At 51.1% G+C, this 17205-nt stretch carries 17 protein-coding genes and 3 tRNA genes; 15 read left to right on the top strand and 5 right to left on the bottom strand.

All coding sequences use genetic code 11. The features are described 5' to 3' along the window. Window positions 1-104: 104 nt before the first annotated feature. The 6 genes from NSQ46_RS20715 to NSQ46_RS20690 all read left to right on the top strand — a co-directional run bounded on the left by NSQ46_RS20715 (window position 105) and on the right by NSQ46_RS20690 (window position 2734). A complete protein-coding gene (locus tag NSQ46_RS20715; protein WP_342574544.1) occupies window positions 105-869 on the top strand; it encodes a hypothetical protein in 765 nt (254 codons plus the stop codon). 336 nt (window positions 870-1205) lie between these two features. Further along, on the top strand, window positions 1206-1370 hold the full coding sequence (locus NSQ46_RS20710) for a hypothetical protein (RefSeq protein WP_007129503.1): 165 nt from the start codon (window positions 1206-1208) through the stop codon (window positions 1368-1370). 82 nt (window positions 1371-1452) lie between these two features. Then, window positions 1453-1529, top strand: a tRNA-Met gene (locus NSQ46_RS20705). Window positions 1530-1583: 54 nt separating this feature from the next. Further along, window positions 1584-1657, top strand: a tRNA-Ile gene (locus NSQ46_RS20700). A gap of 617 nt (window positions 1658-2274) precedes the next feature. Further along, on the top strand, window positions 2275-2430 hold the full coding sequence (locus NSQ46_RS20695) for a hypothetical protein (protein WP_007129505.1): 156 nt from the start codon (window positions 2275-2277) through the stop codon (window positions 2428-2430). Window positions 2431-2545: 115 nt separating this feature from the next. Beyond that, complete coding sequence (locus NSQ46_RS20690) at window positions 2546-2734, top strand: hypothetical protein (protein WP_028406165.1); 189 nt, start codon at window positions 2546-2548, stop codon at window positions 2732-2734. A 139-nt stretch (window positions 2735-2873) separates the two neighbouring features. Here the strand turns inward: NSQ46_RS20690 and NSQ46_RS20685 are convergent, their stop codons facing one another. The 3 genes from NSQ46_RS20685 to NSQ46_RS20675 form a co-directional block, all read right to left on the bottom strand. Beyond that, the gene (locus NSQ46_RS20685; protein WP_007129507.1) at window positions 2874-4082 is read right to left on the bottom strand and encodes a tetracycline resistance MFS efflux pump; all 1209 of its coding nucleotides are present in this window, start codon (window positions 4080-4082) and stop codon (window positions 2874-2876) included. Window positions 4083-4255: 173 nt separating this feature from the next. After that, the gene (locus NSQ46_RS20680) at window positions 4256-4852 is read right to left on the bottom strand and encodes a TetR/AcrR family transcriptional regulator (protein WP_144866478.1); all 597 of its coding nucleotides are present in this window, start codon (window positions 4850-4852) and stop codon (window positions 4256-4258) included. A gap of 173 nt (window positions 4853-5025) precedes the next feature. Then, window positions 5026-5793 carry a polysaccharide deacetylase family protein gene (locus tag NSQ46_RS20675; protein WP_028406164.1) on the bottom strand — a complete coding sequence of 256 codons (768 nt, stop codon included), beginning with the start codon at window positions 5791-5793 and terminating at the stop codon, window positions 5026-5028. Window positions 5794-5984: 191 nt separating this feature from the next. On the opposite strand from NSQ46_RS20675, the gene NSQ46_RS20670 reads away from it, so the two are divergent. The 4 genes from NSQ46_RS20670 to NSQ46_RS20655 all read left to right on the top strand — a co-directional run bounded on the left by NSQ46_RS20670 (window position 5985) and on the right by NSQ46_RS20655 (window position 8398). Then, window positions 5985-6866, top strand: coding sequence for a glycoside hydrolase family 25 protein (locus NSQ46_RS20670; RefSeq protein WP_210095543.1), 882 nt, complete (start codon window positions 5985-5987; stop codon window positions 6864-6866). Window positions 6867-7072: 206 nt separating this feature from the next. After that, window positions 7073-7158, top strand: a tRNA-Leu gene (locus tag NSQ46_RS20665). Window positions 7159-7288: 130 nt separating this feature from the next. After that, window positions 7289-7975 carry a uracil-DNA glycosylase gene (locus NSQ46_RS20660; protein ID WP_028406163.1) on the top strand — a complete coding sequence of 229 codons (687 nt, stop codon included), beginning with the start codon at window positions 7289-7291 and terminating at the stop codon, window positions 7973-7975. A gap of 27 nt (window positions 7976-8002) precedes the next feature. Further along, the gene (locus NSQ46_RS20655) at window positions 8003-8398 is read left to right on the top strand and encodes a hypothetical protein (protein WP_007129512.1); all 396 of its coding nucleotides are present in this window, start codon (window positions 8003-8005) and stop codon (window positions 8396-8398) included. A gap of 102 nt (window positions 8399-8500) precedes the next feature. On the opposite strand, the gene NSQ46_RS20650 is transcribed toward NSQ46_RS20655, so the two are convergent. Both NSQ46_RS20650 and NSQ46_RS20645 read right to left on the bottom strand, forming a co-directional pair. After that, window positions 8501-9577 carry an AI-2E family transporter gene (locus tag NSQ46_RS20650; RefSeq protein WP_342574540.1) on the bottom strand — a complete coding sequence of 359 codons (1077 nt, stop codon included), beginning with the start codon at window positions 9575-9577 and terminating at the stop codon, window positions 8501-8503. 116 nt (window positions 9578-9693) lie between these two features. Beyond that, a complete protein-coding gene (locus tag NSQ46_RS20645) occupies window positions 9694-10032 on the bottom strand; it encodes a L,D-transpeptidase (protein ID WP_007129514.1) in 339 nt (112 codons plus the stop codon). A 190-nt stretch (window positions 10033-10222) separates the two neighbouring features. On the opposite strand from NSQ46_RS20645, the gene NSQ46_RS20640 reads away from it, so the two are divergent. The 5 genes from NSQ46_RS20640 to NSQ46_RS20620 all read left to right on the top strand — a co-directional run bounded on the left by NSQ46_RS20640 (window position 10223) and on the right by NSQ46_RS20620 (window position 17188). Then, window positions 10223-12046, top strand: a complete 1824-nt coding sequence (locus NSQ46_RS20640) for a sensor histidine kinase (RefSeq protein WP_342574539.1) — start codon at window positions 10223-10225, stop codon at window positions 12044-12046. Beyond that, complete coding sequence (locus tag NSQ46_RS20635; RefSeq protein ID WP_007129516.1) at window positions 12039-13550, top strand: response regulator transcription factor; 1512 nt, start codon at window positions 12039-12041, stop codon at window positions 13548-13550. Before NSQ46_RS20640 ends, NSQ46_RS20635 begins: the two co-directional genes overlap by 8 nt. A 126-nt stretch (window positions 13551-13676) precedes the next feature. After that, the gene (locus NSQ46_RS20630) at window positions 13677-15158 is read left to right on the top strand and encodes an ABC transporter substrate-binding protein (protein ID WP_007129517.1); all 1482 of its coding nucleotides are present in this window, start codon (window positions 13677-13679) and stop codon (window positions 15156-15158) included. A gap of 149 nt (window positions 15159-15307) precedes the next feature. Beyond that, a complete protein-coding gene (locus NSQ46_RS20625; RefSeq protein WP_167324103.1) occupies window positions 15308-16237 on the top strand; it encodes an ABC transporter permease subunit in 930 nt (309 codons plus the stop codon). A 33-nt stretch (window positions 16238-16270) separates the two neighbouring features. Continuing rightward, window positions 16271-17188 carry a carbohydrate ABC transporter permease gene (locus NSQ46_RS20620; protein ID WP_007129519.1) on the top strand — a complete coding sequence of 306 codons (918 nt, stop codon included), beginning with the start codon at window positions 16271-16273 and terminating at the stop codon, window positions 17186-17188. The last annotated feature ends 17 nt before the right edge of the window (window positions 17189-17205 follow it).

The raw sequence follows: 17205 nt of genomic DNA, 5'->3' as shown, positions 1-17205 counted from the left end.
ACGGAAAGAAGGATACCGTGACCGAAGGCTTGAAGAGGGGGGCGGAGAAGATCGGTTCAACGATGGCCGGCTGGTTCAAATAACTATGGGGAGTGGATGAGGAGATGAACATTTCAGAGGAGGAACGGTTTCATTTTCGGCTCATTCCGGCAGAGCAGATCCGTGGAGGCATCGTATGCTTTCTGTTCATTCTGCTTATTCCGGCTCTCGTAACGCTGGCGTCGCCGATAATGTCGCCTTACTTCTATGCGGCTTGTGCGATCTGGGCTGTGATGCTTATATGGGGAATCGGGCTCGGGAGCAATCCTTACAGATCGGAGGTCGCGTTTGTGCTTTTCATGGGCGTATTCGGCCTGGCGCTGGCGTTTACCTGTCAAATTGCTGTTCTTAAAATGATGTACGATCTGGCCGGATTGACCGGCATCGGTTATGGCGCAAGTTCGCTTGGCGGTATGGTGCTGCTGTTCGGCGTGTTCTATACGCTGCACTTCAGGGCTCTACAGAAAGGTGCTTACCAATCGATGGAACGAAAGGGCGGAGTCGGCAAGGCGGGGAGAGTGGCTCTGCTGTGTGCGGGCATCGGCTATGCGGCTTACTATATCGCAGTCGCTGTCATCGGGGATATCGGCAGCTTTGTGATGGGGATGGCCGGCTTCACGGTGCTGCTGGTCCTTGGCATCTATATGGCGGTCGTCTTTATTCACCGCTATCTCTTTATCCGGCAGCATATGGATAAGCTGAAAGCCCACTACCCCGTTCTGGGAATGCCGAAAGAGCAGCGCGCGGCGGCGCATTTGACGAAGATGAACGGTGGGAGCGGTCAGCAGCCGGCTCAGCGTACACGCAAAATAAGGAGGGGATCGAGATGAAGGAGCAATCCCTGCTTCCGAACGGCTCTATCGTCATTTGAAGGAAGGCGAAGGCGGAGCCGATGAATTTGATAGCGATGATGCGTCCATGGAACAGGAGCTGATAAGCATAGAAGCCTGGTTAGCCGAGGCTGACGGTCAGCGATAGCGTAAACTAATGGAAAAGTCCTGAATTGCAGCCGTCATCCAATAATCGCGCCGTAAGGCATGTGCAGCGGTTAATGTGATGATGGTTTTTGTCCGTGCACTCGCTTTTGGCGATACAGCGGTTTTTTACAGGACAACTGGACATAATATACTTTGTCTAGATGATCTTGGGAAAAGGAGCAAGCGTAGATGAACTGGGTATATTATGGAAAGCTCTATACGAGCAAATTTCAAGCCGGCTGCTTTGCCAAACGGCTGGAGCAGGATGCATGGCTGTTCGGCTATAATGATCCCCGTATCGTTGAAGTGTATCGATCCAAAAAAGGCCGCTATGGGGTCCGCTTCCTCCCTTGATGAAAATTCAACCAAAAGATACTTGACGAGCGCCAGTGAAATAGTGTATATTTATTCTTGTCGCTGTTTATGACAGCATTGTCGCGGGGTGGAGCAGTCCGGTAGCTCGTCGGGCTCATAACCCGAAGGCCGCAGGTTCAAATCCTGCCCCCGCAACCAATTTATATCATTCGATGTATGACGTCCTTATGAATACGTGTACATGATTACTCAGGGCCCTTAGCTCAGTTGGTTAGAGCGGTCGGCTCATAACCGATTGGTCACAGGTTCGAGTCCTGTAGGGCCCACTCACACAAAACCCTTGCGCAGCAAGGGTTTTTTTCTATTTTCAGAGATAACCTTCGTGGACTGACAATTTAGGCTTCGCAGGATGTAAGTAAGGAGGCGAATGGATGGAACGATTGGAGACGACGACATCCTTTATGAAGCAAGGACTTTATTCTGCATATGACGGGTTAGCCTCTATTTAAACAAACAACCATTATCCCGTAAGCCAAAATACCGCATCCCACGATAAGATACAGCCAGCCGATCCTTCTAATCATTAGGATATATTCCGGGTCTGGCGACGTGTCCCCCTGCTTCAGCTTCCATGCTTTATACCTCGTGCTCCAGGCGGGGCGCCATATTCCCAACCAACCGCGAGCGATAAAAAAGATGGCAAACAGAATCATCGCGATAACAGACATGGTTCACCTCTCTATATAAAATGCAGCCTTAGCCTACATAACGGCAATACAAAACCCAAGCGCATTTCTTATCTGAAATTATACCATGATCTGGAAGTCCTGCGGAGCTTTCGTGACAAACGGGTCGTCTATGAATCGAAATCCTGCCGCCCGATGCAACGGTTGATCCCAATGCTGCGTATAAACCATAAAGAAGCCTGAGGGAGGAGACTTTGATGGGCAATGAGTTTTATGTAGGCTGGGGCACGCTCGCCTTGATCAACGCCGGGCTGGCCCAAGGGAAAAATCGAAGCGGCCTGAACTGGTTTCTTTTATCCTTATTCCTGGGACCTGTCGCAACTTTTCTTATTGTTATCATGGGTAAGGAATAACGGGTGTTTCATCCGCTCGCCGATACCCCCAAAAATTTGAAATTGTGGACAGCTTACGTTACATTTTAAAAGGGAAAATGGAAAATCATACAATGAACGGGACGGGGGATCAAGCGTGTCAGAATGGCTGCTTAATCAATCGTGGGGGCTGCCGGTGTTGGCGGCTTTCCTGGCGGTTGTGCTGGTGTTCGAGATAAGGAAGGCCATCAAGGCCTTTAAGGAGAAGAAACGATTTGAGCTCGGGATGGCGGTAGTGTTTGCGGTAGTCGCAGGCTTGGCCTTATTTGTTTTATTTTATTTTTAGGTTGTTCGGTTGTCCGATCAAGATCATATCGTTGCAAAAAAAACAAGCTGCCTGAGGATTTGTCCTCGGCAGCTTGCTTAGGTTTGATGTTATTTCGCTTCGGGTACCCCAAAGCTCCCGACAGGAAGCCTAGCCTGGGTCATCCGCGTTCCTGAACTGCGGTTTCTGTCGCCGTCCAGGCTCTTCCGGCTCTCATAGCAAGAATGAAGCATAGGATCAGGACAATCGATGCCGAAATATACGGATAATTGATATCAAGGTCGAATAAATAACCTGCGACCAGAGGCCCTGCAATATTGCCGAGACTGGTGTAGGCCGAGTTCAGACCGGCCACATAGCCTTGCTGGTCGCCGGCCAGCTTCGACATCTGCGTTCCGATGGCCGGACGCAAAATATCGATGGACAGGAATACAAGGAACGTCACCAGGAAAATGAGCCAGTACTTGTGCACAAACAGCGTGAGCAGGATGCAGATGCCGGCTGTAATCAGACTGATCGTAATAACTCTCTTCTCGCCGAACCGGTTCAGAATCCAGCCGAAGATGGTCGCCTGGACAACAGCCCCTGAGATCGATCCGAATGTAATGATCATGGCGATATCCGTCGGCGTGAAGCCGAACTTATGGTCGACGAACAATCCGAATACCGTTTCGTAGTTGGCAAGACCAAAAGACAGTACGAATACGATGATAAGACTCAGGAAATACGGCTCCCGGTAGGAACGCGCCAACTGGACCGCAAGGCTAGGCTGCTTTTGCCCAGGCGAGGCTTGTACCTGCTTCTGAGCGGCCGATTCCGGCAGCATCAGCAACGTGATCAAGGCGGCAACCGCGCCTGCAACGGCAGCGGCATAGAATGGCACGCGAATGCCGAATTCGGCGATAAAGCCGCCGATGCCGGGACCGATGATGAATCCGGTCGTAATGGCAGCGTTGATGAAGCCCATGCCTTTAGCCCGTTCTTCTTTCGATGTAACATCGGCCGTATAAGCCATAACGGCAGGCATAATCAGCGCTGCGCCAATCCCCCCCAGCATTCTCGAAGCAAACAGCAATACAGGCGAATTTGCGACCCCGAACAGCCATTCCGAAAGGGCGAACACGAGCATTCCGGCAATAATGATTCTTTTGCGGCCCATATTGTCGGACAGCCTTCCGGCGAGCGGAGAGAACAGCAGCTGTGTGAGTGAGAAGGCGGCAACGAGCATGCCTACCGTGCCTCCGCTGATATGCAGCTCCGACATGTAGGTCGGCATGATAGGGATGACAAGCCCGATGCCGGTAAAAACAAGAAAGATATTAAACATGAGGAGCAGAATGGCTCCATTATGACGTAGTAACAATGACATGATGACATTTCCTCCAAAAGTTGAAAATTCCAGTGTGCATAAAATGGTTCCTTTTTATATACTGACTGTTCGGTTTGTATGAATGTGTAACCGGGTGCCTGAAATAAACCGACTGTGCTTGTAAGAGACAAGGGAAGCAGCCCGCCTGTTTGACGATCGCCACAGCGGCAGAGCTATTTCTTGGAAATTCCGTGCAGAAATACATGCATGGCCGAGTGATATACCGGAAGCGCGTCGGACAGCTTGGTGATGCGGGTTAACTGGCACAAGCCGGCGAGCAGGCTTTCGAAAATGATGGACAGATGCTCGACATTATGTTTCTCGAACTCGCCCGACTCAATTCCCTGCAGCAGCAATTGTTGATTGAATTCCAGCCGCTTATTGAAAATATCGGAAATCTTCTGTTCAACGTCTTCGGTCGCAGCTTCATTATTCGTTATAAATTCATCGAGCGCCTTGGTGAAGGGATGGTTAAGGTCATCCTTCACCAGCTGCTCCGCCATGCGGAACAGTTTATCCATGGTGGTCGTGTACTGCTCTTCCGTGCTCATCCATTTCTGAAACCATTCCAAGTCCCATTCCTCTATAAGATGAAGAAAGAGGCCTTCCTTGCTCTTGAAATGATAATAGATATTTCCTTTGCTGCTTCCGGTCGCGTCAACAATATCCTCGATGGACGTGGATTTATATCCTTTTTGCATAAACAGGGCTTTTGCGGCTTCCGCAATCCGTCGCTTGGTATCTTCGCTTTGCTGCTGCTTTTTGTTCATTGGCGCCTCCCTGTATGAATTCAACGATTATTTTATTATACTGAACGTTCGTTCTGTATCTTATCACGAGGTACGGGGACATTCAAGAGAAAAGTGTACGGCCAGCGTCCCGAATGTAAAAAACCGCCATCATGGATGGCAGCGTCACGGATTGCGGCATATCGTCCTTGGACTTAATGGTTTACCTCAATATGCTTATGCGATTTTTCGTGGTAGGACAACAGTTCGGTTACAGTAACAAACGAAAAGCCCCGTTCCTTAAGCTCCGGCAGAATCTTTTTGAGCGCTTCGACCGTCTGGTCGCTGCCCGGTACGAAATCATGCATGAGTACGATGTCGCCGTTGCGGGCGTTCTTCAAGACTGTCCGCACGATGGCATTCGCGCCAGGTTTGCGCCAATCCAGCGTATCCTGATGCCAGGACCACAGGACGGTAAGCATTCCGACCTCCTTGCTCGCGCTGACGATTGCATCGTTATATCGTCCTCCGGGCGGGCGAAACAAGACAGAGCGGATCCCCGTCGCTTGATAAATGGCATCCTGTGTCTTGGTCAATTCCTTCCTCAAGGCATCTGCCCCAATATTATAGAACGGAGGATGGGAGTAGGAATGGTTGCCGATCTCATGACCTTCATCCAGCGCACGGGCAACGATTTCGGGATGCTTCTCGACGCGGCTGCCCACCACGAAAAATGTCGCTCTGGCATCGTACTGCTTGAGCAGGTTGAGAATTTGTTCCGTATGCTCCTTATCAGGGCCGTCGTCAAAGGTAAGGGCGATTACTTTATTGCTGGTCGGCACCTCCCATACAATATCGCCGCGCTCCTCGTAGTAATCCCTCTTCTTGGCCGAGGAAGGCATTTGATTGGCATCGGCATGACCGTGAATAACGCCGAATGCTGCGATCAAGGTTAGAAGTAAAGCAATGGCTTGTCTGTTCATGATGTCCCGTTTCCTTTTCTATGCATGTATTCTTGGCATCTGGCAGCGGGCTGCAATTCCTCCTTATCCTTTGGAGAATCTGCTCAAAATATTCCGGCACCCGTCATAACCCGGCGGCAAAAAATCCCGAATGGTGCTCGCCCTATCCGGTGCTTCAGCATATGGTAATAGGAGAGAAGGAGTGATGACCGATGCAATCCAGAAGCGTTTCGCATGCGCGAGGAATCGATGTAAGCCGGTGGCAGGGAAGCATTGATTGGAAGCAGGTTCGGGAAGCTGGGATATCATTTGTTTTCATCAAGGCCTCTCAAGGGAGCTCGCTGGAGGACCCGAAATTTGCAGAAAATGTGCAGGGAGCTAAGGCCGCGGGCTTGCTGGTCGGTGCCTATCATTTTCTAGGGGCGGCGAGCGCTGCGGCGGCAAGGCAGGAGGCGAAGCATTTTGTGGAAACGATGAAAAAAGCAGGCCCGCTAGCCTGGTTCGATCTCCCGCCGGTGCTTGATTATGAGAATAATCCGGCAGGGATCAGCCGCGCAGCCATCAATCAAGCTGCCGCTGCCTTCCTTGAAGAAGTGGAACGATTGACAGGAAGGCAGCCCATTCTATATACCGGCAACGCGTTTGCGGCCAATTTCGATGAGTCTTTGGGCAGGTATGACCTGTGGATTGCAAGGTACAGTGAAACCCGAGTCCCGGATGACCGTCCCGCTTGGAACAAGTGGACCTTCTGGCAATACACCGATTCCGGACGGATTAACGGCATAACGGGAAAGGTCGACCTCAATGTTTATGCCGGCACCTTGTCAGATCTGAAAGCGTACGCCTCCCAGGGGAACACTGGAAATGGCGCGGCAGGCTCGTTTGGAGGGATTCGTGAAGTCAGTCCTTGGGCTGAAGCGAGCTGGCGGGAAGCGGTGGAGAACGGCTTTTTCGACGATGCCCGTCCCGGTGACCCGATGACGCGTGAAGAGGCAGCCGTTCTGGTGAACCGGCTGCTGCGCGAGCTGCGGCAGCGGATTGAGGCACAGGAGAGACGCATCGAGTCGCTTAAACGGGGAACAGACATATTATAAGGAAAACATCGTTGAAAAGCAGGTGATGCGTAAAATAATAGAGTTCATATATTGACATCATATGGTTAGGCATGGTATTATCATTTTTGTCGCTGAGACGAAAAACTCGCACGAATAATGTATGAAACTTCCGTTGTTCGGCATGAATCCCATGCGGTGATTCGGCATTAAGCGAAGTTAAATCGCTTGACAGCGCAGCAATATTTGCCGGGGTGGCGGAATTGGCAGACGCACAGGACTTAAAATCCTGCGGTAGGTGACTACCGTACGGGTTCGACCCCCGTCCTCGGCATTATGACTCAACGCCCGAGTATTTATGAGAATAAGTCGGCCCCCTGCAGGGTGCCGGCTTATTTTTTAAGATACCCATACACATATTTCGAAGTCCAGCCCAGGGATGTAGGGAGAGTAGGAGCATGCGGTTGTTTAATAATGATTGGGACCTGATCCTGCAGGAAGAGACGGACAAGCCGTATTTCAAAGAACTGCTTGAACGGATCGACGAGGAGTATCGGCTGCATACGGTCTATCCGCCGAGGGATGAAATTTTTCGTGCTCTTCAGGAGACGCCATATCAGTCCACCAAAGTGGTCATTCTCGGACAAGATCCATATCACGGACGGGGACAGGCGCAAGGACTTAGCTTTTCGGTCCGGCCAGGAGTTACAATCCCCCCATCACTGCGCAACATTTACAAAGAGCTGGCAGCCGATCTGGATGCCCCGATTCCGGATCATGGATCCCTGATCGCTTGGGCCAAGCAGGGCGTTCTATTGTTGAACGCCGTGCTCACAGTCAAGGAAGGAGAGCCCAACTCCCATAAAGGGCTAGGTTGGGAACAGTTCACGGACGCGGTCATTTCGAAATTGAATGAACGGGAGCAGCCAACGGTTTTCATTCTTTGGGGAAGCTATGCGCAGAAGAAAGGGGCGTTTATCGACCGAAGCCGGCACCTCGTTCTGGAGAGCGCCCATCCGAGCCCCTTTGCTGCACGTAAAGGTTTTTTCGGTAGCCGTCCATTCTCAGCTTCAAACGCATATTTAATCCAGCACGGGATGGCCCCGGTCGATTGGGTCATTCCTAGCACCACGGACATTGGGGATGAATAATCCGTAAGAGATGAAGAGGTGACCTTCATGAAGCATTGGATTGGCCGTCATGTAGTCATTGAGCGTTTAGATGGGGGCAGAACGACGGTGGAAGGCATTCTGAAGGGGTGGGATCCGGTGCAGGAGAAGGCGATCCTTGGACCGGACGAGCTCGCGATTCCGTTTCGCGCCATTCACCGTATCATGCCCAAAACAGCTTATCCGGTGTTGAATTCCATCGGGTATTCGGTGCATCATACCATTCAATTCGATAATGCCGTATACTTCGGATCATGCGTCATGGTGTGGAGAGGGAACCGGCTGATCCATCCGAAGGCCGTTCTCGCATCCCATGACGAGGAAACCGTGACGCTCACAAGCGGACAGCGGCTCCGCAAGGACGAGCATCACTTCGTTGTCCGCTCTCTCCGGGGCAACGCGTAAGCGGTACGCAGATTACGAAATGAAACGAAAAGATGTCCCCCAGGCCCTGATTTCCTAAGTGGAATAAGACCTGAGGACATCTTTTTTTGCGTGCGCGGGGCTCTATAATTCATCCACTTTCTCGGCCAAGAACATTTCATAAATCCGCACCACAATGATCTTGATGATCATATAGGCTGGGATGGCGAGCAGAATGCCGAGGATGCCGAAGAAGTCGCCGCCGCCGAGTATAAGAACAATGGTTGTCAGCGGATGGATATCGAGCTGCTTGCCATAGATCACCGGCGTCAAAATATTATCCTGAATCTGTTGAGCAATAATAATGACGACAAGGGACCAGATGGCAATGGAGGGCGATTCGATAAACCCGATAATGACGACGGGGATGCTTGCAAGCACCGCGCCGATGTATGGAATGAAATTCAGGAAGAACGAAACGACCGTCAAGAGCAGCGAATAAGGAAGACCGATGATCAAAAATCCGATATACATGAGCAGGCTCAGAATAAGATTCAAAATCACTTTACCGATAATAAAGCTGCTGAGCGCGCCGTCGATCTCGACGAGAACCTCCTGCCCGTCGCGCCGGTAGCGTCTTGGCAGCACGCTGAGCAGTTTAGGGGGGAGCTTCCCGCCTTCCTTCAGCATGTAATACAGAATAATCGGGATCGTTGCAATGATGACAAGCACGCTGGACACAACGGTAACCAGATGATTGACAGAATTGCTGACCCAATTAATGATTCGGTTCATGTATTCGGTCAAGGATGTCGCGAGCTCCGATTCGGTCGGGATAAAGCGGGACCAGTACGGCGCCTGCTGCAGCTGGTCAAGCTGATCCTGCATGTCCTCGACCAGAAACGGCATATGGCTGATGAAATTCTCGATCTGCTCCCGCAATGTCGGCCATACGACGATGCCGAAGATGGCCATCAGGCCGGCGAATACGAAGTACAGCATGAGCACGCCGATCGATCGTTTGATTTTGCGCCGTTCCAGGTAGTCCACAATCGGCCTAAGCAGGTAGTAGAAGAAGCCGGCGATTGCCACCGGAAAGATCAGCATATTGAACATGGAAACGATCGGGCGGAACAGGAAGCTGACTTTGGAGCCCAAGTAAATGATCAAGAGCAGGGCGATTATACCGAGGCATGTACGAAAATATTTGCTCTGCATCATGGCAATCCCTCCATAACGGCGAATAATAGTTAAGGTAAAGTACCGTTTAACAGTTGTATTTAACCCATTTGGCGGGATTTGAAATCATCGGAGGATTGCCGCTTGTTATTCGTAAGCTATTTTCGAATGGTGACACGGGTATGGACAGGCACGAGGGAAGCGAGCTCAAGCACATCCTTGTTATACATACGCACACAGCCGTGGGAAACCGATCTGCCGATGGATGAGGGATCGTTCGTCCCGTGGATGCCGTAATGCGGCTTGGACAGTCCGAGCCAGTAGGCGCCATAGGGCCCGCCGGGATTGGGCTGCTTGTTCACGATCGTATAATTGCCCGGGGGCGTCTGGGTTGCCAGCTTTCCGAGAGCCACCGGGTACGTATGCACGACGATATCTCCGTCCAGCAGATGCAGCCGGTAATCGGATATATCCACGATAATGCGATATTTCGGCATCAGCATTCTCCTTTCTTCTGATCATGCTATGAGAGCAAGGGTGCATCCGCCCCTCGAAGCCCCAAAATAGGCAAATGCTGACTTCACCGAATTGGCGAATATTTCAATTATTGTGCTTTCCCTGCCGATGTTATAGTAAGTACAGATAGACCATGCAAAGGCGCTAATTTCACAGGAAGGGGATCACCTCATGTCTCCTGCAGGATTGTACCGGAAATATATTAAAAACAATATGTTCACCAAAATATTGCTGCTGATCGCCGTGATTGCGGTCATTACGATCGTGGCCTTATCTTATTTAATGTACTATTTCTTGTTTCAGTCTGCTGTCCGCAGCGAGCTGGACGTTCAGCGTGGAGCTGTGGAGCGGGTCGAGCGGTATGTCGATCAAAAGTACGAGAACGTGCAGTCCTATGTTAATGAGCTGTACCGGAACAGCTCGCTCGGTCTGGACGCTTCCTATTTCCTCATGAGTTCGTTTAACGAGTATATGGCGAAGCGGATGGACCGGATCGTCGACAGCACCCAGTCCAATACGGACAGCGTGCTGGCATACTTCAAGCAGAGGCTCGACGATGATCCGGATATCCAGAACATCATGCTGTACAGTGCCGAGGAGCAGTATGTATACGTCTACAAGCAGGGTAGCATGACCCGGCTATATCAAGCCAACGCTACGCGATCCTATATTCCTGATGTGATGGCGATGGAGACCCAGAGCGTCACGCTGCCGAATCTGTGGCTGCGGAAGCTGACCGGAGATGCCAGCGTGCCTTTGATATCCATTCGCAGTCCGATCAATGACATGACGACGTACAAGAATCTGGGCCAGCTGCTTGTGCTGTATCGGACAGAGGCGCTGGATAAGGTCCTGCGAAGCAATGAAACCGAGATGAAGGGCTATGTCATGATCCTGTCGGGGGACGGCCAGGTCATGTTCGACTCTTCGGGAAAATATTACGGACAGAAATATCCTTACACGGACCAATTGGGGAAAGTGAAAGATACCGCTGCGCTGGAAGAGGAATCGTATGTGACCACAGCCGTGCACAGTCAAGCGGGATACACGGTCGTCGGCATTACGCCCAAACGCGAAATTGCCGGTGCCTTCGAAGGACTGCGGAACACGATCATTGCGACGGCGCTGCTGTGCATTGTGGTTGCCGTGTCCATTCCGTCGCTCATGATCGTCAACTACTCGAAGCGCACCAATAACATCATCCGGTTCATGCGCAAGGTCGAGAAGGGCGATTTTGTGGCCCGGATCCAGGATGCGAAGGAGGATCAGCTCGGACAGATTTCCAGCAGCTTCAACGAAATGCTAGACAAGCTGACGAGGTATATCGACCAGGTCTATAAAGCCGAGATCAACCAGAAGAACGCCGAGCTGTCGGCGCTGCAGGCGAGAATCAATCCGCATTTTCTATACAATACGCTTGAAGTGATCCGGATGAGGGCCTTGTCGCAAGGGGCTCAGGATGTCGGGGACATGATCTACAGCCTATCTATGCTGTTCAAGAATATCGTTCAGCATAAAACCAGATACACGCTCAAGGATGAATTGGAGGCATGCCGGCTCTATCTGGAGCTGTTCCGCATACGGTACAAGGACAAATACATTTATAAAATGTACTGTGACGAGCAGATCAAGGATGTGCCGATGATCAAAATGTCGCTGCAGCCGCTGATCGAAAATTATATTGTCCACGGCCTCCGGAGCGAGCGGGACGACAATGTCCTCTCAATATCCGCGGAGCTGAAGGATCAGGAGATTTGGATCGAGATTCGGGATAACGGTAAAGGAATAGAGCCGGAGCAGCTCGAGGAGATCAAATCCCGGCTTGCGCTGGCCGAATCGAGCGGGGAGTCATTCGGTCTGCGGAGCGTGAACGATCGTTTGAAGCTGACGTATGGACAAGCCTACGAAGTGGACATCCAAAGCGAGCCGGACGAAGGTACGGTCGTAACGATCCGTATTCCGGTTACAGAAGAGGAGCTGAACCGAGTTGTATAAAGTTTTTATCGTCGATGATGAGCCGTTTATTATTGAAGGATTATATGATGTCGTGGATTGGTCGAAGTATGGAATTGAGATTGTAGGGCATGCGGAGAACGGGCGCCAAGCGCTGGACAAAATGATGATTATCCCGGTCGACATCCTGATCACGGACATATCCATGCCCGTCATGACCGGACTTCAGCTCATCGAGGAGGCCAGAAAGCTCAATCGCAATCTGAAAGTCATCATCCTAAGCGGCTTTGACGATTTCGCTTACTTGAAGGAAGGGATGCGGCTCGGCATCGAAAACTACTTGCTGAAGCCGATCAATCTGAAGGAGCTGGAGGAGACGATTGCCAGCACGATCGACAAGATGAACAACGCCCGCAGGGAGATGCGGCTTGACGAATATGATATGAACATCCTGCGAAGCAATATATTGTATCGCTGGATTACGGATCGCATCGAGCCGGAGGAGCTAAACGAGCGGGCAACCCTGCTCGGTTTGAACCTGAATATGCCTTACCTGATGGTATCCATCCTAAGGGCGGATTTCCCTCCGCTGGAGACGATGCTTCGCGATTTGATGGAACGGGAACAGGGCGTGATGTACTTCCGCGACAATGACGGGGACCATGTCTTGATCTTCATGATGAGAGACCCGGATACGGAAAAGGCAAGGGCGGTCCGGCTGCTTCAGCAGGTGCGGGAGCAATGCTACGACGAGGAAATCTGCATCTCGCTCGGGAGCGTGCAAAGCCTCGGCGCAAATTACCCGGACAGCTATCTCCATGCCAAGGAGGCGCAGGAATACTATTTGCTGCTGGAGCAGCCGGCTTATGTGGACTACGTGGATGTTCAGCTGAAGAAAGGAGAGGCCTCCGAATCTTATAACGTGCAGTGGCCGGAGTATGCCAAGGGCATCGCGGCAAGGGATAAGGATACGCTGTTCCGTCTGATCGACACGGATTTTGAAGGGCTCCGTCACACGCAGGGAATGAATCCGGCAATTTTGAAGAGCATTGCTGTCGAGATGGTCATTCGGCTCAAGCTGGAGCTGAACGATATTCAATATACCGCTGCACCCGATTTTGTGAAGAATACGGTCCATGAAATTATGGAGTCCATCTCGATCGATGATCTGATCGCGGCCGTCAAGGGCGGAGTCGGCGGTCTCGTCGATTCGCTTACGAATGATGTGAAGAGTCCGGTCATCCAGCAGATTCTTCATCATATCCAGCTGCGGTACAATGAGGATCTGTCCCTCAAGGTGCTCGGTGCCCAGTACCACATTCATCCCGTTTATTTGGGCCACCTATTCCATAAGGAGACGGGTGACAGCTTTACCGAGTATATTAACCGGTACCGGATCGACAGAGCGAAGGAGCTGCTGCGGACAACCCCGATGAAAGTCCAGGATATTGCGAAGCAGGTGGGCTATTGGGAAACCGGTTACTTCTATAAACAATTCAAAAAATTCGTTGGCGTATCGCCAAGAGATTTTAGAGGAATGCTCTGATTGATCGAATCAGAGCTTTTTCTTTATTTTCACCAGTAATCCTTTAATTTTTCGCCTATATGAAACTGCTTTCATCAGATAATCTTAATGGTGTAGAGATACTGAGATTCAAAAGGGAGGATTCACATGAGTAAATCGAAGAAAAAATGGCTCTTGCCGCTGACGCTTTTGTTATCCGCTTCAATGCTGTTGTCGGCATGCGGAGGCAAGAAAGAAGGAAGCGCTGGCAGCACTGAAGGAACGGCCGAAAAGCCGGTTGAGCTGATCTGGTACACGATCGGAACGCCGCAGAAGGACGTCGACAAGGTTGAAGCTGAGATCAACAAATATACAGCTGAAAAAATCGGCGTTACGATCGACATGAAAATGATCGATTTCGGTGACTACAACCAGAAGATGCAGGTTATGGCAGCATCCGGCGAACCGATGGACATCCTGTTCACAAGCTCCTGGGCATTCGATTACGTGCAAAACGCGCGTAAAGGCGCATTCCTTGAGCTCGACGAGCTTCTGGAAACCCATGGCAAAGGCATCAAAGAAACGATTGACCCTGCGTTCCTGGAAGGCTCCAAGGTCGATGGCCACAACTACGCGATCCCTGCCAACAAAGAGCTTCCAGCACAAGAGGCATGGCGCTTCAACAAAACGCTGCTTGATAAATACAATCTCGATATCTCCAACGTAAGATCGATGGAAAGCCTTGAGCCGCTGCTCAAAACAATCAAGGAGAACGAGCCGAACGTCGTTCCGCTGGCGATCAGCAAAGACTTCGGACCACTGCTTCCATTCGATTACATCATCGAGAAAATGCCGATGGCCGTTTACCTGGATGACAAGGAAGAGCTGAAGGTTGTAAACTTCCTTGAAATGCCGGAAACGTTGGAAACGCTCAAATTGATGAACAAGTACTACAAAGCGGGATACATCTCCCCTGAAGCAGCAACAACGACTTCTACGCAGGATCTGATGACATCGGGCAACTGGTTCGCCGACCGTGCCGCTACACAGCCGTTCGCGGACAACCTGTGGAGCCAAAGCTACGGCTATCCGGTCGTATCGACGCCTGCCGGCGATGCCACGATCTTCAACTGGTCCGTTATGGGCTCCATGCAGGCGATCTCGGCCAACTCCGAGCATCCTGAGAAAGCGATGGAGTTCCTGAACCTGCTCAACACCGACGTATATCTTCGCAACCTGGTGGATTCCGGTATTGAAGGCGTTCACTACAAGAAGCTTAGCGAGAACGTAATGGAGAACCTGCCAGAGTCGAAAAACTACGACATGCCGACCTTCTCCCTCGGTAACGTCATGCTGACGTACCTGAACCCTGAAGATCCTGAGAACAAATGGGAAGAGTTCAAGAAGTTCAACGAGTCCGGTAAGCCTGCACCGCTGCTTGGTTTCAACTTCGACCCAACCAAAGTGTCCACAGAGCTCGCTGCAGTCAACAACGTAAAAGAAGAGTTCTGGGCGCCGCTGATGACAGGCACGGTTAACCCTGAAGAGTACCTGCCTAAAGCGAACGAGAAGCTGAAAGCTGCGGGTCTGGATAAAATCATCGCCGAGGCGCAAAGCCAAATCGATGCATGGAAAGCAAACAACAAGTAATAGAATTCCCTCGGCCTTCCGGCCTGCTGTTCGCCCCTTGATGGGCGGCAGGCCGGCCTTAAGGGCCGAAACACTGGACGGGGCGGCGGAATATGACCGCCCTTCTTTTGTCATTTCATACTTCACGAGGAGGGGTAAGCGTGAGAGCAATCGGACAGTTTTTCAAAAATCTTATGACAAACAAAGCCATGTTGTTCATGGTTTTGCCGGGGACGCTGTGGTTCCTCTTATTCTCATATTTGCCCATGTTCGGGACGATTATTGCGTTTAAGGAATACCGCTTCAGCCGGGACGGCTTTTGGGCCAGTATCGTAAACAGCGAATGGGTCGGATTCCAGAACTTTAAATTTTTGTTCAGCACAAACGATGCGTACATTATTACACGGAACACGGTGCTGTATAACTTTGTCTTTATCATTCTTGGGCTGCTCTTCTCGGTGGCGCTGGCCATCGTGTTGTCCGAAATCGTCAACAAGCGTCTGGCGAAGGTGTACCAGACCGGCATGTTCCTGCCATACTTCCTGTCCTGGGTTATCGTAGGATACTTTGCGTTCAGCTTCCTGAGCATGGACAAAGGGATGCTCAACCAAATTCTCGGCTGGTTCGGCATGGAACCGGTGCAATGGTACTCCGAGGCCAAGTATTGGCCGATCTTCCTGACGCTGATCAGCTTGTGGAAATCGGTAGGATATAACAGCGTCGTGTATCTCGCTGCGATCATGGGGATTGACAAGTCTCTGTACGAAGCAGCCATGATTGACGGCGCGAACAAGTGGCAGCAGATCAAGGCGATCACGATCCCGATGCTGAAGCCGCTGATGACCATTCTGACGCTTCTTGCGATCGGCAAAATATTCTACGCCGACTTCGGTCTGTTCTACCAGGTGCCGAGAGATTCCGGAACCTTGTATTCGGTAACGAACGTAATCGATACGTATGTATACCGCGGTCTGAAGACGACCGGAGAGATCGGAATGAGTACGGCTGCAGGCCTGTACCAATCGGTTGTCGGATTCATCCTCGTCCTCGTATCCAACTATATCGTACGGAAATATGACCGGGATAACGCATTGTTCTAAGACTCGCAGCTTTCAAAGAAGGAGGTATGTAATGTGTTTAAAGCAAGAAGCAAGATGAAGGATTTCCACCACCTGTCCACCGGATGGAACGTTGTGTTCAACTTGATCGCCGGCATCTTCTCGTTCCTGTGCGTGTTCCCGTTCCTGTTCGTCATGATCATTTCGTTCACGGACGAGGCGTCGCTGGCGCGGAACGGTTATCAGATTTGGCCGGAAAAATGGAGCCTGGAAGCCTACAAGTACGTATTCCAAACAGGGGATACGCTGCTCCGTTCCTACGGCGTAACGATCTTCGTAACCGTTGTGGGCACGCTGATCAGCTTGTTCATTATTTCGCTCTATGCCTATGCCATTTCCCGCAAGAGCTTCAGATATCGTAATTTCTTCTCGTTCTTCGCATTTTTCACGATGCTGTTTAACGGCGGCCTGGTGCCGACCTATATCGTGGCGACCCAGCTGCTGAACCTGAAGGACACGATCTGGGCGCTGATTCTGCCGCTGGCGCTGAACGCCTTCTATATTATGATTCTCCGTACGTTCTACAGCACGAGCGTTCCGGACGCCATCATTGAATCCGGAAAAATTGACGGTGCAAGCGAGTTTAAAATATTCTATAAACTGGTGCTGCCGTTGTCCTTGCCGGGCTTGGCCACCATCGGCCTGTTCAGCACACTGGGCTATTGGAACGACTGGTTCAATGCGCTTCTGTATATCGATGACCCGAATCTGGTTCCGCTGCAATCGATGCTGATGCGGATCGAAACCAGCATGCAGTTCATTTTGCAAAATTCCCAAAATTCATCGCTGAGCATGGCTGCACTTCAGAGCATGCCGCAGGATACGTCGCGGATGGCGATGGTCGTACTGGCCACGGGCCCGATCATTCTCGCCTATCCTTTCTTCCAGCGTTACTTCATTCAAGGTCTGACGATCGGCGCGGTGAAAGAGTAAACTACTGGACGCGAGCG

The organism is Paenibacillus sp. FSL M8-0142 (genome assembly GCF_038597315.1).
Classification (GTDB): Bacteria; Bacillota; Bacilli; order Paenibacillales; family Paenibacillaceae; genus Paenibacillus_AQ; species Paenibacillus_AQ lactis.
Note: the sequence above shows the minus strand (reverse complement) of the source record. Positions and strands in the feature narration are given on the sequence as shown.

Excerpts from the sequence above, each read along its gene's own strand:
- NSQ46_RS20640 (WP_342574539.1), top strand. The coding sequence starts at position 10,223 with ATGTCTCCTGCAGGATTGTACCGGAAATATATTAAAAACAATATGTTC.
- NSQ46_RS20655 (WP_007129512.1), top strand. The coding sequence starts at position 8,003 with ATGAAGCATTGGATTGGCCGTCATGTAGTCATTGAGCGTTTAGATGGG.
- NSQ46_RS20675 (WP_028406164.1), bottom strand. The coding sequence starts at position 5,793 with ATGAACAGACAAGCCATTGCTTTACTTCTAACCTTGATCGCAGCATTC.
- NSQ46_RS20695 (WP_007129505.1), top strand. The coding sequence starts at position 2,275 with ATGGGCAATGAGTTTTATGTAGGCTGGGGCACGCTCGCCTTGATCAAC.
- NSQ46_RS20645 (WP_007129514.1), bottom strand. The coding sequence starts at position 10,032 with ATGCCGAAATATCGCATTATCGTGGATATATCCGATTACCGGCTGCAT.
- NSQ46_RS20650 (WP_342574540.1), bottom strand. The coding sequence starts at position 9,577 with ATGATGCAGAGCAAATATTTTCGTACATGCCTCGGTATAATCGCCCTG.
- NSQ46_RS20715 (WP_342574544.1), top strand. The coding sequence starts at position 105 with ATGAACATTTCAGAGGAGGAACGGTTTCATTTTCGGCTCATTCCGGCA.
- NSQ46_RS20685 (WP_007129507.1), bottom strand. The coding sequence starts at position 4,082 with ATGTCATTGTTACTACGTCATAATGGAGCCATTCTGCTCCTCATGTTT.
- NSQ46_RS20630 (WP_007129517.1), top strand. The coding sequence starts at position 13,677 with ATGAGTAAATCGAAGAAAAAATGGCTCTTGCCGCTGACGCTTTTGTTA.
- NSQ46_RS20670 (WP_210095543.1), top strand. The coding sequence starts at position 5,985 with ATGCAATCCAGAAGCGTTTCGCATGCGCGAGGAATCGATGTAAGCCGG.
- NSQ46_RS20710 (WP_007129503.1), top strand. The coding sequence starts at position 1,206 with ATGAACTGGGTATATTATGGAAAGCTCTATACGAGCAAATTTCAAGCC.
- NSQ46_RS20680 (WP_144866478.1), bottom strand. The coding sequence starts at position 4,852 with ATGAACAAAAAGCAGCAGCAAAGCGAAGATACCAAGCGACGGATTGCG.